General features: G+C 74.7%; 15 protein-coding genes. 9 read left to right on the plus strand and 6 right to left on the minus strand.

Features of this window, described 5'->3' with window-relative positions:
• Positions 1-112: 112 nt before the first annotated feature.
• The 4 genes from HJG45_RS05805 to HJG45_RS05820 all read left to right on the plus strand — a co-directional run bounded on the left by HJG45_RS05805 (position 113) and on the right by HJG45_RS05820 (position 3,558).
• Complete coding sequence (locus HJG45_RS05805; RefSeq protein ID WP_171611130.1) at positions 113-625, plus strand: hypothetical protein; 513 nt, start codon at positions 113-115, stop codon at positions 623-625.
• Positions 622-1,362 (plus strand): hypothetical protein, encoded by a 741-nt coding sequence (locus HJG45_RS05810; protein WP_171611131.1) that lies wholly within the window; start codon positions 622-624, stop codon positions 1,360-1,362. The genes HJG45_RS05805 and HJG45_RS05810 overlap by 4 nt, the downstream gene beginning before the upstream one ends.
• Complete coding sequence (locus tag HJG45_RS05815; RefSeq protein WP_171611132.1) at positions 1,359-2,348, plus strand: hypothetical protein; 990 nt, start codon at positions 1,359-1,361, stop codon at positions 2,346-2,348. Before HJG45_RS05810 ends, HJG45_RS05815 begins: the two co-directional genes overlap by 4 nt.
• Positions 2,349-2,580: 232 nt before the next feature.
• Positions 2,581-3,558 carry a TRAP transporter substrate-binding protein gene (locus tag HJG45_RS05820; protein ID WP_171611133.1) on the plus strand — a complete coding sequence of 326 codons (978 nt, stop codon included), beginning with the start codon at positions 2,581-2,583 and terminating at the stop codon, positions 3,556-3,558.
• 43 nt (positions 3,559-3,601) lie between these two features.
• Here HJG45_RS05820 and HJG45_RS05825 read toward each other — a convergent pair whose 3' ends face one another.
• On the minus strand, positions 3,602-4,123 hold the full coding sequence (locus HJG45_RS05825) for a hypothetical protein (protein WP_171611134.1): 522 nt from the start codon (positions 4,121-4,123) through the stop codon (positions 3,602-3,604).
• Entirely contained in the window at positions 4,120-4,677 is a 558-nt protein-coding gene (locus HJG45_RS05830) for a hypothetical protein (protein WP_171611135.1), read from the minus strand. Before HJG45_RS05830 ends, HJG45_RS05825 begins: the two co-directional genes overlap by 4 nt.
• Before the next feature lie 325 nt (positions 4,678-5,002).
• On the opposite strand from HJG45_RS05830, the gene HJG45_RS05835 reads away from it, so the two are divergent.
• Positions 5,003-5,479, plus strand: coding sequence for a CHAP domain-containing protein (locus HJG45_RS05835; RefSeq protein WP_171611136.1), 477 nt, complete (start codon positions 5,003-5,005; stop codon positions 5,477-5,479).
• Between the two features lie 97 nt (positions 5,480-5,576).
• Here the strand turns inward: HJG45_RS05835 and HJG45_RS05840 are convergent, their stop codons facing one another.
• The 3 genes from HJG45_RS05840 to HJG45_RS05850 form a co-directional block, all read right to left on the minus strand.
• Positions 5,577-6,308 carry a cold-shock protein gene (locus tag HJG45_RS05840; protein WP_368040517.1) on the minus strand — a complete coding sequence of 244 codons (732 nt, stop codon included), beginning with the start codon at positions 6,306-6,308 and terminating at the stop codon, positions 5,577-5,579.
• 99 nt (positions 6,309-6,407) lie between these two features.
• The gene (locus HJG45_RS05845) at positions 6,408-7,688 is read right to left on the minus strand and encodes an NAD(P)/FAD-dependent oxidoreductase (protein ID WP_368040518.1); all 1,281 of its coding nucleotides are present in this window, start codon (positions 7,686-7,688) and stop codon (positions 6,408-6,410) included.
• Entirely contained in the window at positions 7,685-8,317 is a 633-nt protein-coding gene (locus HJG45_RS05850; RefSeq protein ID WP_171611138.1) for a 2-hydroxychromene-2-carboxylate isomerase, read from the minus strand. Before HJG45_RS05850 ends, HJG45_RS05845 begins: the two co-directional genes overlap by 4 nt.
• Positions 8,318-8,506: 189 nt before the next feature.
• On the opposite strand from HJG45_RS05850, the gene HJG45_RS05855 reads away from it, so the two are divergent.
• The gene (locus HJG45_RS05855) at positions 8,507-10,081 is read left to right on the plus strand and encodes an alkaline phosphatase (protein ID WP_171611139.1); all 1,575 of its coding nucleotides are present in this window, start codon (positions 8,507-8,509) and stop codon (positions 10,079-10,081) included.
• Positions 10,082-10,229: 148 nt separating this feature from the next.
• On the opposite strand, the gene HJG45_RS05860 is transcribed toward HJG45_RS05855, so the two are convergent.
• Positions 10,230-11,813: a TSCPD domain-containing protein gene (locus tag HJG45_RS05860; protein ID WP_171611140.1), complete on the minus strand. Its 1,584-nt coding sequence runs from the start codon at positions 11,811-11,813 to the stop codon at positions 10,230-10,232.
• Between the two features lie 198 nt (positions 11,814-12,011).
• Between HJG45_RS05860 and HJG45_RS05865 the strand changes: the two genes are divergently transcribed.
• The 3 genes from HJG45_RS05865 to HJG45_RS05875 are packed head-to-tail and all read left to right on the plus strand — an operon-like array spanning position 12,012 to position 13,154.
• Positions 12,012-12,371: an NADH-ubiquinone oxidoreductase subunit NDUFA12 family protein gene (locus HJG45_RS05865; RefSeq protein WP_171611141.1), complete on the plus strand. Its 360-nt coding sequence runs from the start codon at positions 12,012-12,014 to the stop codon at positions 12,369-12,371.
• A 25-nt stretch (positions 12,372-12,396) separates the two neighbouring features.
• The gene (mlaD, locus tag HJG45_RS05870) at positions 12,397-12,939 is read left to right on the plus strand and encodes an outer membrane lipid asymmetry maintenance protein MlaD (protein ID WP_171611142.1); all 543 of its coding nucleotides are present in this window, start codon (positions 12,397-12,399) and stop codon (positions 12,937-12,939) included.
• Positions 12,936-13,154: a hypothetical protein gene (locus tag HJG45_RS05875; protein ID WP_171611143.1), complete on the plus strand. Its 219-nt coding sequence runs from the start codon at positions 12,936-12,938 to the stop codon at positions 13,152-13,154. The genes mlaD and HJG45_RS05875 overlap by 4 nt, the downstream gene beginning before the upstream one ends.
• Positions 13,155-13,225 lie beyond the last annotated feature (71 nt).

The raw sequence follows: 13,225 nt of genomic DNA on the forward strand, positions 1-13,225 counted from the left end.
GATACAGACCCTCCTACCGGCAACCTTCCTGCTGGCGACGCTCCTGTTACCCGGCGGCTGCGCCCTGCCGCCGGAGACGGCGCTGCGCGACTGGGCGTGGAGCGCGAGCGAGGTGGCGGTCGCGCCGTCCCTCCCCGGCGATGCGGCAGGCGCCGCCAGCCAGGACGCCATGCAGGATGCGCTGGCCATCTATCTCTACGCGCTCGGCCTCGTCGCCGATGGCGCGCCCCTGCCCTTCCGCGCCGCGGCCTTCGCGCCCCTGCCCGCCGCGGCCGGGGGAAGCGCCGGCCAGGCTGTCGCCGAGCTCGGCGCGGTCCTGCAGGCCGCGGCCGATGAACAGCGCCTCCGCCCGATGATCCGGGCGGCCGATGCCCCCGTGCAGGCCCTGGTCGCGACGCTCCTCGCCCGGCGGCGGGAGGGCGAGGCCTATCGCCTGGTGCTGCTGCGCATCGGCGAGGGGCATGCGCTGCTCGCCGCGGCGGCGCGCGGCCCGCTGCGCCGGCGGCCGCGCGAGACGGCGCGGGCGATCCGCGAGGCGGAGGACGCGCTGCGCCGGGCCGCGGCCGCCCTGCCGCCCGCCAGGCCGGGCAACGGCGCCATCATCGCCGCGACGGTGCAGCCGTGAGGCGGCCCGCGCGCTGGTGCCGCCGCGGCCTCGGCCTCCTCCTGCTGCCCGCCGCCTGCAACGCACCGGACTACACGCCGGTCCGCGAATGGGCGCGCAGCGCCAGCCTCGCCGCGGAGTATCCGGCCATCGTGCCGGCGCCGACGCCGGGCGCGCCGCGGGCGGAGGGCATCCTGGCGATGCAGACGGCGCTGGTGACCTGGCTCGCCGCGCTGGGCCGCATGGCCGATGACGGGGTGCAGCCCTATCCGGAGGATCCCTTCCGCGACCTGGCGCCGGCCGCGGCGCGCCTCGACCCGCGGGCCGGCGCCGCCATCGCCGAGCTGGGGCGCATCCTGCGGCACGCGACGCGGCAGAACCTGCGCGCGCCGGCCCTGCGCGGCACGATCCGCGAGGGCGATGCCGCCGTGCAGACCCTCGTCGCCGCGCTCGGCCGCGCCGTGGCGGATGCCGCGCCCGCGGGGCCGGGCGGCGGCGCGGCGGACTCCCTCGGCGAGCGCTACGCCCTGCTGCTGCGGGAGATCGCCGCCGCGCATGCCATGCTGAAGGCGGAGGCGCGCGACATCGCCGATCCGGCGACGGTGCAGCGCGTCCGGGCCGCCGAGGACCGGGTGAGGCGGGCCTCGCGCAGCCTGCCGCTGCCGGCGAGGCCGCTGCCCGCCGATCCGGTGCCCGCCGATCCGGTGCCCGCCGATCCGGTGCCCGCCGATCCGCCATCGGGGCCCCGCCCGTCGTGACAGGATGGCTCCGCCTCGCCGCGCTGGCCGCGGCGCTGCTTCCCGCCATCGCGGGCGGCGCCGCCGCGCAGGCGCCGGAGGAGCGCGCCGAGGCCCTGCTCTCGCAGGTCCGCTCGCGCTCGGGGGGCGTGCTCGGCATCATGGGCTACAACATGACGCCGGACGGCTCCGCCAACGCCGTGCAGATCAACCGCACCGACGCGGCGGGACGCCAGGAGGGGTCGCCGACCTTCACCCTCGGCCAGCTCGGCGCCGGCTTCACCCTGAGCGAATCCTTCCCGCTCTGGCTGGAAGGCTATCTCGGCACGGCGCGCTACGACCCGCGCGCCGTCTTCACCGATCTCGGGACGAGGCGGACGCCGCTGCGCTGGAACAACATCTCCAGCACCGTCGGCATCGGCTACGACATCCGCCTGGGCGAGTATTTCTGGCTGCGGCCGATCCTCAACCTCGCGGCCGGCTATGCCGCCTCCGACGCGTCGCTCTTCGGCAGCTTCGTCAGCTTCCGGACCGACCGCGAGCTGCCGGGGCTGACCGACCGGCATGTCAATGTTTGGGGCGCCGGCGGATCGCTGATGCTGGCCTATTACGACTACCGGCCGGCGCGCGACATCGATGTGGAGCTGCGCTACACCCAGCTCCGGCTGCAGACCTTCGGCGACACCGTGCCGGCGGCGCGCGGCGGGCTCGACGCCAGGACCATCGGCCTCTGGGCCCGGTATCGCTGGCCCTCCGGCCTCGAAGCCTTCGGCCGCCCCGTGCGCTGGGTGCTGGAGGGAAACCTCACCGGCTATGTCGGCGACCAGGCGGAGATCATGGGCTTCAACTGGGCGACGAAGGTCGGTGGCGGCGTCGAGGTGGATGTCGGCCGCTACGAGATCGGCGCCCTCGGCCTGAACCTGTCCCGCATCCGGCTGATCACGCGCTACTTCTTCGCCGAGCGGAACGTCACCGGCGTCTCCATCGGCATCGGCATGAGCTTCTGATACTCGGCGCACGAAATTCCAACCTGCGGCCTGCGGGGCCGGGCGCCCGAATGGGCGCCGCCGCGCCGCTCGCGGGATCGCCTCCGGCCGGTCCACCCATCCCTTCCGGCGCGCAGGAACCGGCTGGTCCCGCGCATCCGATGCCCCGGATGGCCCCGCCGCCCGGGCCCTGCCATACTCGGCGCCCGGGGAAGAACGCCGCCCTCCACGGCCCTGCATTCGGAGGAGCGGTATGCATCGCATCGCAACCTTGGCGCTCGCCGCGCTGCTCGCGCTCGCCGGCCCGGCCGGGGCGCAGACGAAATGGGTGATGGCCTCGCCCTATCCGGAGGCCAACTACCACACCCAGACCATCAAGTTCTTCCTCGCCGAGCTGGAGAAGGCGGCGCCCGGCGCGCTGCAGGTGCAGCTGCACAGCAATGCCTCGCTGCTGCCGCTGCTGCAGATCAAGCGCGCGGTGCAGACCGGCCAGGTGCAGCTCGGCGAGATCCTGCTCGGCGCCTATGGCAACGAGGACCCGATCTTCGAGGTGGATTTCATCCCCTTCCTCGCCACCACCTATCCCGAGGCGCGCAAGCTGCACGAGGCGAGCGAGCCGGCGCTGCGCGCCCGCTTCGAGAAGCAGGGCGTCACGCCGCTCTACTACGTGCCCTGGCCGAGCCAGTCGATCTACGGCAAGGCGGAGATCCGCAGCCTCGAGGACCTGAAGGGCTCGCGCTTCCGGGCGCAGACGCCGATCATCGCCCGCATGGCCGAGCTGATGGGCGCGACGCCGGTGCTGGTGCAAGCGGCCGACGTGCCGCAGGCCTTCGCCACCGGCATCGTCAACGCCATGCTGACCAGCGCCCAGACCGGCGCCGACAGCGCCGCCTGGGACTTCGCCAAGTATGTCTACGACATCGGCTTCACCCTGACGCGCAACGCGGTGCTGGTGAACACCCGCGCCTTCATGGCGCTCGACCCGGCGGTGCGCGCGGCGATGCGCGACGCGGCGGCCAGGGCGATGGAGCATGGCTGGGCGGCGGCGAAGGAGTCCGAGCCGGTGCAGCTCGACCGGCTGCGCAGCCATGGCATGCAGACGCCGGAGCCGAGCCCGGCCTTGCTTGCCGGGCTGCGCGCCATCGGCGCGAAGCAGGAGGAGGAATGGGCGCAGAAGGCCGGCCCCGATGGCCGCGCCCTGCTCGCGCGCTACCGCGCGTTGCTGCAGTAGCAGGTCGGCGGGGCCGGCGGCGTGCCGGCCCCGCCGCCGCAGGTCAGCGCTTCTTCGCCGGGGCGGCGCGCTTCTTGGCCGGCGCCGGCGGGGCGGCGGGCGGCGCGGGCGGGGCCGGCGGGGCGGTGTATTCCACCGTCACCGCCACGCGCAGCGCCGGGTTGCCCGGCAGGAAGCGGACGGTGAAGCGGTCCTCGCCGCCGAAGGCCGCGTCGGGGATGTAGTCGACGCGCGTGACGTCGCCGACCTTGTGCACGAAGACCCGGCCATGCTCCGGCCGGCCGACCAGGAGCCCGGCATCATAGGGCTTCCGCCCGACCGGGCCGCCGGGCTGGGCGACGGTGATGCCGCACCAGCCGCCGTCGTTCTTCATGACCATGGTCGTCTCGGTCTGCTGGCCGCTCGACAGCTCGACCTTCGGAGGCACGGTGCAGAGCGCCGACTGGCCCTGGGTATCGGCGTAGTAGACGCGCGCGCCCTGCTGCGCCTGCTGCTGCGGGGCGCAGGCGGCGAGACCGGCCAGGGTGGCGAGGGCGGCGAAGGCGCGAAGGCTCGGCTGGCTCACTTGCGCTTGCTCCCGCGGGCGGCGGTCCTGGTCGGGGCGGCGGCGGCCGAGGCGGCGCTCGGGCAGGCGGTGACGCCGGAGGCGAGCAGGTTCTTGGTGGCGGCGTAGGCCGGCAGGTCGGTGAGGCCGCTCAGCGACATCACCTCGTCGAACAGCCCGCTGTTGCGGGCGCAGAAATCGCTGCCGAGGGCGCGCGCGTCGTTGGAGCGGGCATTGGCCAGCTCGGTGATGAAGATGTCCTGCTGCCGCTGGCCGTTGCGGCCGTAATGGCGGGTGAAATACTGCCCGACCTCGCGGTTGGAGACGACGAGCGCCGGCTGGTAGCGGCGGACGAAGTTGTTGTAGCGCTCCTCGTTGTCGCCCTTGCAAGTGGTGGCGACGACCATGAGCTCGGTCTTCAACGCCTCGACCTCGAAGACGGCCTGCTCGGTCTCGTTGCTGCAGCGCTGCACGGCGAGCGCGGGCTGGCTGAGGAGCGTGGCGGCGGCGAGGGCGGCGGCAAGCCGGGTCCTGCGGCCCCGGACCCGCTGGGACCGCGGGGTTTCGTGTGACATTCCTGATGCCCTTCCTGGCAGCGGCGGGAGCCCTGGCGTCTCTCTCACCGGTCCGGTTGCGTGGCCGCACCGGTTCCGGCCCGCTCTTTCAGCACAACCGCGCGACGGGCGCGATAGTCAGGTTGGAAAACCGCGCCGGTTGCCGGTCCGGTGTGGCATCGCCGCAGGTTGGCGGCAATGGCTGACAGGGAGAAATGCCTGATTCCAAAGACTTGCAATCCCCGCTTGGCGGCATTCCGCATGAGCCTGTAGGATCGACGCCGCAACGGGACGGGCGACCATGGGCGACTCGGCTCTGCCCCGCCCGCCGATCGGGGATGCGGGCATGCGACGGCTGATCCTGATGGCGCCGCTGCTGCTGCTCGGCTGCGGCACGGCGCGCCGGCCGGCTCCGACCCCGGGGGCCTATGCGGGGGTCAGCAGCCTGTCCTGCGTGCCCTATGCCCGGGCCCGCTCGGGCCTCGCGCTGCGGGGCGATGCCTGGCAGTGGTGGGCGGCGGCCGAGGGGCAATACCGGCGGGACCAGCGGCCGAGCCCGGGCAGCGTGCTGGTGCTGATGCGCACCTCCCGCCTGCCGCAGGGGCATGTGGCGGTGGTCAGCCGCCTGGTCTCGGCGCGGGAGATCCGGGTCGACCACGCCAATTGGGCCTCCGGCCGCGGCAAGGGCCGGGAGGCGCGCGACCAGCCGGTGCTCGACGTCTCGCCGGGCAATGACTGGTCGCTGGTGCGGGTCTGGTATCCGCCGATCGGCGATTACGGCGCCAGCCAGTGGCCGGCCTATGGCTTCATCCATGCGGGGTGAGGCCCGACACGAAGAAGGCCCGACGCTAAGAAGGCCCGACACGAAAAAGGCCGGGCGGAACCCGGCCTTCGCACAACCCCCGACCCTCGGGGAGAGCCTATTTCAGGTTGACCGCCTGCCGGCCGCGTTGGCCGTCGCGGACATCGAGATCGACCTTCTCGCCCTGCTGCACATCCTGCCGGCCGGCGCGCTGCAGGACGGAGGAGTGCAGGAACACGTCCTGGCCGCCATCCTCGGGCGTGACGAAGCCGAAGCCGCGCACCTGGTCGAACCACTTCACCGTGCCGCTGACCGCATAGGTCGGGCCGCCGGCATCGCGGTCGCCGAAGTCGCGCCGCGGCGGCCGGTCCCCGAAGCCGCCGCGCGGGGCGCCGAAGCCCCCGCCGCCGCCCCCGAAGTCGCGCCGCGGCGGCCGGTCGCCGAAGCCGCCGCGCGGGGCGCCGAAGCCCCCGCCGCCGCCGAAGTCGCGCCGCGGCGGCCGATCGCCGAAGCCGCCGCCGCCACCGAAATCGCGCCGCGGCGGCCGGTCCCCGAAGCCTTCCCGGAACGGCCGGCGCGCCGCGCCGCCCGCGGCCCCGCCCTCGCCCCGCCGAAGCTCGGTGATGCGGGTGACCAGGCGGCGGCCCTGCCGGTCGGTGCCGATCTCGCAGACAAGCGTGTCGCCCGTGTCAGGCGGTTCGATCCCCGCCTCGGTCAGGGCCGAGGCATGGAAGAACACGTCCTGACCATCGGGACCCAGCACGAAGCCGAACCCCTTGCGGGCGTTGTACCACTTCACCTGGGCCTCGACGGGCCCGGCATCGTCCCGCAGATCGTTGTCGGAAGGCACTTGCGCTAATTTCCGTGTCTCGATGTTCGGCCGGTCCCAAGGTGCAGGCCCGCCATGGTTTGAGCATGACACCGCCGCCCGGGCTTTGCGAGCGGTAAATCAACGGAATCGGCCGGGATCATAGGGGCGCGGATCGATCTCCGGCGCCCGCCCGGCCAGCAGGGCGGCGACCAGCCGAGCGGTGCGCGGCCCCGCCACCAGCCCGACATGGCCATGGCCGAAGGCGTGCAGGATGTCGGCGCTGCCCCGCGCCGGCCCGATGCAGGGCAGCCCGTCCGGCATGCTCGGCCGGTGCCCCATCCAGACCCGCACCCGCTCCGCCGGCAGGTCGCGCGGCAGGCCGGGGAAGCTGCGCAGCAGATGGTCGCGCAGGATCTCGGCACGCCGCCAGTTCGGCGCGGCGGCGAGGCCGGCGATCTCCACCTGCCCGGCGCAGCGCAGTCCGCGATCCGTCATGGTGATCGACATCTTGCCGTCGGAGGGCATCAGCGGCGTGCGCGGGCCGGTCTCGGCGCCCTCGATCATGGCGTGGTAGCCGCGCTCGGTCTCGAGCGGCAGGCGGTCGCCCGCCGCCGCGGCCAGGGCGCGGGACTGGGCGCCGGCGGCGATCACCGCGCGGTCCGCCGCCACCTCCCCCGCCTCGGTCAGCACCGCGCGCAGCCGCCCGCCCTCGATGCGGAAGCCGGTGGCGCGGCGGGCGAGGCGCGCCGCGCCCTCCGCCTCGGCCTGCGCCACCAGCGCCGCGACATAGGCGCCGGGGTCGCGGCAATGCCCGCCCTCCTCGACCAGCACGCCGAAGCCGTAGCGCCGGTCGAGCGCCGGCTCGCGCTGCCGCATCTCCTCGGCCGGGAGCTCCAGCCATTCGATCCCGACCTGGCGGCGGATGCGCCAGGCCATGGCCTCGGCCTCGAACTCCGCGCGCGAGGGATAGACGTACATCAGGCCGCGCCGCTCGATCAGGCCCGGCACCCCCGCCTCCGCCGCCAGCGCCGCATGCAGCGCCGGGGCGTCGCGCAGCATGGCGCGCAGCGCGACGGCGGTGCGGGCGACCCGCGCCTCGGTCCAGCCGGCGGCGAGGTAGCGCGCCAGCCAGGGCAGCACCCGCGGCAGGTAGGTCCAGCGGATGGCGAGCGGGCCGAGCGGATCGGCGACGAAGCCCGGCACCTTGCGCCAGAGGCCGGGGGTGGCCGGCGGGATCACCGACATCGGGCTGAGCCAGCAGCCATTGCCGTAGCTCGCCGCCTGCTCGCCGCCGGGCGGGCCGGGCTCGATCAGGGTGACGCGATGCCCCTCCCGCAGCAGGGCGAGGGCGGTGCAGGCGCCGACGATGCCGGCGCCGATGACGGCGGTGTGGATTGGCTGCGCCGCGGTCCCGTTCACGGCGTCTGCACCGCGTCGCCGGCCAGCGCCTGCTCGAGGAAGAACAGGCGGTCCTGGCCCCAGAGCCAGAGCGCGCCGCCGGGCGTCGGCAGGAAGAAGGTCGGGCTGCCGAAGACGCCGCGCGCCACCGCCTCCTCGCTGTTGCGGGCCCATTCCGCCAGCACCGGCGGGCTCTCCTCGGCGGCGACCAGCGCCGCGCCGTCCAGGCCGAGCGCATCGGCGATCGCGGCGCGCTCCTCCGGCAGGGCGATGTCGCGTTCCTCCACCCAGAGCGCGGTCAGGATCGCCTGCGACAGCGCCTGCGCGTCCAGCCCCCGCTGCTGCGCCGCCATCACCATGCGCCCGGCCGGGCGCTGGTCGCTCGGCGGGTAGTGGCGCGGCCGCAGGGTCAGCGGCATGCCGAGATGCCGCCGCCAGCGATCCAGCTCCAGCGCATGGTAGTCCTGCCGCGGCTGCGGCCGGGTGCGCAGCGGGATGCCGCCGGTCTGCGGCACCACGGCGGGGAAGTCGAAGGGCCGCAGCCGCACCCGGGCGCCGTGCCGCTCGGCCATGGCGCGCAGCCGCGGCGCGGCGAAATACATCCAGGGCGAGGACAGGGTGTAGAAGCACTCGATCACCGTCTCGGCCATGGCTGCGTCCCGTCGAAGAAGCGGCGCCAGCATAGAGGCGCGGGCGGCTTGCGTGAATCCATGGCCCAGAGGGCGCGCAGAGGGGCGCCCCGGCGACAGCCGTCATCCGCCGGCAACGCGAGTGTCGCGGAAGGGTCACGCGCCGGCGCTACAGGCCGGGCACCAAGCCAACCGCGACAGGAGACGGGCATGAGCACCCTCCGCATCCCCCGACGCGCCGCTCTGCTGGGCGCCGCCGGGCTCGCCGCCGGCAGCCAGGGCGGCCTCCTTCACGGCCCGGCCGCCATCGCCGCCGAGGCCGCGCGGCCGCGCGCCGAATGGGGCGCCGCGACGGGCGACGTCACCGCCGACCGGGCGCTGATCTGGAGCCGCGCCGACCGCACCGCGCGGATGATCGTCGAATGGTCCACCGATGAGGGGATGCGCAACGCCACGCGCCTCCGCGGCCCCTGGGCGACCGAGGCCAGCGACTTCACCGCCCGGCTCGACCTCGGCGGCCTGCCCGCCGATGCCGAGATCTTCTATCGCGTCAGCTTCGCCGGGCCGGATGCCGGGGCGCCGCTCTCCGCCCCGGTGCTGGGGCGCTTCCGCACCGCCCCGGCGGCGCGGCGGGATGTCCGCTTCCTCTGGTCGGGCGACACGGCCGGCCAGGGCTGGGGCATCAACGAGGACTGGGGCGGCTATCGCTGCTACGAGACGATGCGGAAGACCGGCGCCGATTTCTTCATCCATTGCGGCGACACGATCTATGCCGACAGCCCGATCCCGGCCGAGATCAAGCTGCCCGACGGCAGGCTGTGGAAGAACCTGGTGACGCCGGAGGTGGCGAAGGTCGCCGAGACGCTGGCCGAGTTCCGCGGCCGGCACCGCTACAACCTGATGGACCGGAACCTCCGCGCCTTCCATGCCGAGGTGCCGCAGCTCTGGATGTGGGACGACCACGAGGTCACCAACAACTGGTCCGACAGCAAGCTGCTGGACGGGCGCTATGCCGAGACGCGCATCGCGCAGTTGCAGGCCATGGCGACGCGCGCCTTCCTCGACTACGCGCCGATGCGGCCGCATGGCGCCGAGGAGCCGGAGCGGGTCTATCGCAAGATCGGCTACGGCCCGCATCTCGACGTCTTCGCCCTCGACATGCGCAGCTATCGCGGCCCGAACGGCCCCAACCGGGAGGAGCAGGCCGGGCCGGAGACCGCCTTCCTCGGCCGGGAGCAGATCCGCTGGCTGCTCGCCGGCCTGCTGGAGAGCCGCGCCACCTGGAAGGTGATCGCCGCCGACATGCCGATCGGCCTGCAGGTGCCGGACGGCAAGGATGCGGCGGGGCGGCCGATCTTCGAGGCGGTGGCGAATGGCGACGGGCCGGCGCTCGGGCGGGAGATCGAGATCGCCGGGCTGCTCTCGGCCATCAAGGCGGCGAAACTCAGGAACATCGTCTGGGTCACGGCCGATGTGCACTACACCGCGGCGCATCGCTACGACCCGGCGCGGGCGCGCTACCGCGACTTCGCGCCCTTCTGGGAATTCGTCTCCGGCCCGCTGCATGCCGGCGGCTTCGGCCCCAACCCGCCGGACGACACCTTCGGGCTCGAGGTGGTGTGGCAGAAGGCGCCGGACGGGCGGATCAACGTCTCGCCGGTCGAGGGCGGGCAGTTCTTCGGCGAGGCGGCGATCGAGGGGCGCAGCGGCGCGCTGACGGTGATGCTGAAGGACCTGGCCGGCGAGACGCTGTGGCAGCGGAGCTTCGAGCCGGAGCGGGGATAGGCTGCATGGCGTGGGGCATGGCCTCCATGCCCTGGCGCGACGCCACCCGTCGCCCTGCCGCGGCTTCGCCGCGGCAGGCTGCGGCGCCGCTCGGGCCCGCTGCGAATCACGGGGGCTCCGGGAAGGCGCGGCAGCGCCTTCGCCGGGATCAGACCACCCTGAGCGCGCGCCGCCGCCCGCGCGGGCTCGCCGCCGCCGGCAGGTCGAGCGGCAGCAGCGGCGCCACCTGCGCCGCATGCCCCACCGCATCGCCGAGGCAATCCTCCTCCGAGGGCTGCGGCAGGTCGCGCCGGCCGAGATAGTCGAGCGCGAGACGACGGAAGGCCCAGTCCAGCACCGAGGTGGCGCGCGGGATCGCCGGATCGCCCTCCACCAGCCCGGCCGGGCCGAAGCGGGTATAGGCGAAGGCCTCGACGTAGTCGGCGAGCGGCACGCCGCCCTGCAGGCCGAGCGAGACGGATTGCGCGAAGGCCTCCATCAGGCTGCGGAAGGCCGCCCCCTCCTTCGACAGGGCGAAGGCCACCTCCAGCAGCCGGCCCTCGGCATCCTCGGTGGTGCGCAGCGTCACCCGATGCCCGCCGACCGTCACATGCATCACCGTGCCGGCATGGCGGCGGAGCGCCGGGGCCGGGCGCGGCGCCGGCCGTGCGGGCGCCGGCAGCGCCACCGGCGCGGGCGGCGGCGCCTGCAGGAAGGGCGCGACCGCCTGGCGCATCGCCTCCCGCCCCGTCTCGGCGACCGGGCCGAGCAGCGCCGCGGCGCGGGGCCCGGCGCGCAGCGCCGCGCGGCTCGGCAGGTCGAGCAGCTGCCCCGCGGCGCCGAGCTGGCTGCGGACCGGCCCGGCCGCGGGGGCGAGGCCGCCGGTCTCGGCGCCGAGCAGCGCCTCGACCGCATCCGGCGGGGCGAGCGCGACCAGCGCCCGGTGGCGCAGGCCGGGCATGCCGGCCGCGGCGTCCAGCGCGGCACGGGCGGCCTCGGCGAGGCCGGGCACCACCGTGGCCGCGGGCGGCGCCGGCCAGTCCAGCGCGACCGGCGCGCGGGCGCCCAGCGCCTCGGCGAGGCGGCCCGATTCGGCGGCGGCGGCGCCGCGGGTCAGCGCCGCGATGGCGGCGGCGACGGCGCGCGCCTCGCCAGACTCATAGGCGAGGCCGAGCCCGGCCAGCAGCCCGGCGAGATCGGCGAAGCCGAGCCGCAGCCGCTCCGCCCGGCCGCCTGAGAGGGCGTCCAGCGCCCGCACGGCGAGGGCGCAGGCCTCGGCATAGGCGGCGGCGGCGAAGCCGCCCTCCGGGTCGAGGAAGGCCGGCAGGTTGAGCACGAAGCGCGGCGGCGCGGCCTCGGCCGGCCTGGCGGCGCCGCGCGCGGTCGGCTGCCCGGCCTGGCGCCCCGTCTTGCGCCCGGTCTCGCGCCAGATCTCGGCCCCAGGCGCGCCGCGGCGCTGCAGCAGCAGGGCCCGCAGCCCCTCCTGCATCGCGGCCGCGCCGGCCGCCTCGAACAGCCCGGCGCGGCGGCCCTCAGCGGCGGCGCGGGCGATCCAGGCCTCGGCGGCGCGCGGCAGGCTCGCCGGCCCCTCGCCCGGGGCAAGGGCGGCCAGCGCGGCGGCGGCCTCCGCCTCCCAGCCCAGTTCCCAGGCGCGCGGCAGCGCCACCGGGCGCGGCGCGGCATCGGGATCCGCCCCTGCCCGCAGGCGCCGCAGCGCCACCCCATCCCACAGCGTGCCCTGGATGCGTGCCATGCGCCGATGCTAGGGCGGCAACGGCCCCGGCGGAAGCCATATTTTGTGAGTCGGAGCGACTCTGCCCCCTAGATGCGGTAGGGCGCCCGGGGAGCCCGATCGCTTTGCGCCGGTTCTTCCGCTGTGCGATGGTGCGCCCCCTACCGACGCCGCCCGCGTGGCGCTTTCGCGCGGACCCCGAGGAGCCTTTCCGGACCCATGTCCTTCCTGCTTCGCCTCACCTCGCCCCTGCGCGGGCGCAAGGTCGGCACCGACCGCTTCGGCAATGTCTATTACGAGGGCCGCAGCAACCTGCCCGTCTACAACCGGCCGCGGCGCTGGGCGGTCTATGCCGGCGGCGGGCGCGAGCCGACGGTGGTGCCGCCGGAATGGCATGCCTGGCTGCACCACACCGTGCCCGAGCCCCTGCCGGAAACCAAGCGTTACCCCTGGCAGCAGGAGCACCGGCCGAACCTGACCGGCACCCCGCACGCTTACCGGCCGGCCGGCCACGACTATGTGGGCGGCACCCGCCGCGTCACCGGCGGCGATTACGAGGCCTGGACACCTGGTTCGTGACGCGGGTGGGCGGAAGCAAATCAGTATGAAGGGACGCAGTTTCGCCGAGATCGCGGCCGGCGCGGTCGTGATCGCGGTCGCGGCGGTCTTCCTCGCCTATGCGGTGCTGCACAGTGGCCGCGGCAGCGTCGGTGGCGACGGCATGGTGCTGCATGCGAGCTTCGACCGCATCGACGGGCTGGCCAATGGCGCCGATGTGCGCATCGCCGGCGTCAAGGTCGGCACGGTGACGGCCAGCGGCATCGACCCGCGGACCTTCGCGGCCGATCTCACCCTGCGGGTGGACCGCGCGCTGAAGCTGCCGGTCGACACCTCGGCCGAGGTGACCTCGGAGGGGCTGCTCGGCGGCAAGTACATCTCGCTCGTGCCGGGCGGCAGCGACAAGCTGCTCGCCGATGGCGGCAAGATCACCGAGACGCAGGGCTCGGTCAGCCTCGAATCCCTGCTCGGGCGCTTCATCTTCTCCGTCACCCAGATGAATGCGAGCAACCAGGGCTCCCAGACCCAGGGACAGCAGGGGCATGCGCCGGCCGCGGGCGGGGCTGCCGGGGGCACGGCGCCGCGATGAGCCTCGAGCCGCCGGAGAGCTGGCCGGGCAGCGACGGCGCGCCGCTCGCCTGCCGGGAGAAGCTGAAGATGCTCGCCGAGAACCACCGCGAGCTGGCCCAGGTGATGCGCGACGCCTTTGAGGATGCCGTGCTGATGGGCGTCGACGAGGCGGAGATGCGGCGCATCCTCGCCGCCATGGTCGCCGCCCTGCCGAGCCCGAAGCGGCGGTCCTGAGATGGCGCGTCCCGTGTCGGTGCGCAGCGATGGTGACCCATCGATGCCCGCGGTCGCCGGCGCCGCCTCCG

The organism is Roseicella sp. DB1501 (assembly GCF_013112485.1).
GTDB lineage: Bacteria > Pseudomonadota > Alphaproteobacteria > Acetobacterales > Acetobacteraceae > Paracraurococcus.

Excerpts from the sequence above, each read along its gene's own strand:
- HJG45_RS05860 (WP_171611140.1), bottom strand. The coding sequence starts at position 11,813 with ATGGCACGCATCCAGGGCACGCTGTGGGATGGGGTGGCGCTGCGGCGC.
- mlaD (WP_171611142.1), top strand. The coding sequence starts at position 12,397 with ATGAAGGGACGCAGTTTCGCCGAGATCGCGGCCGGCGCGGTCGTGATC.
- HJG45_RS05855 (WP_171611139.1), top strand. The coding sequence starts at position 8,507 with ATGAGCACCCTCCGCATCCCCCGACGCGCCGCTCTGCTGGGCGCCGCC.
- HJG45_RS05850 (WP_171611138.1), bottom strand. The coding sequence starts at position 8,317 with ATGGCCGAGACGGTGATCGAGTGCTTCTACACCCTGTCCTCGCCCTGG.
- HJG45_RS05875 (WP_171611143.1), top strand. The coding sequence starts at position 12,936 with ATGAGCCTCGAGCCGCCGGAGAGCTGGCCGGGCAGCGACGGCGCGCCG.
- HJG45_RS05865 (WP_171611141.1), top strand. The coding sequence starts at position 12,012 with ATGTCCTTCCTGCTTCGCCTCACCTCGCCCCTGCGCGGGCGCAAGGTC.
- HJG45_RS05835 (WP_171611136.1), top strand. The coding sequence starts at position 5,003 with ATGCGACGGCTGATCCTGATGGCGCCGCTGCTGCTGCTCGGCTGCGGC.
- HJG45_RS05820 (WP_171611133.1), top strand. The coding sequence starts at position 2,581 with ATGCATCGCATCGCAACCTTGGCGCTCGCCGCGCTGCTCGCGCTCGCC.
- HJG45_RS05830 (WP_171611135.1), bottom strand. The coding sequence starts at position 4,677 with ATGTCACACGAAACCCCGCGGTCCCAGCGGGTCCGGGGCCGCAGGACC.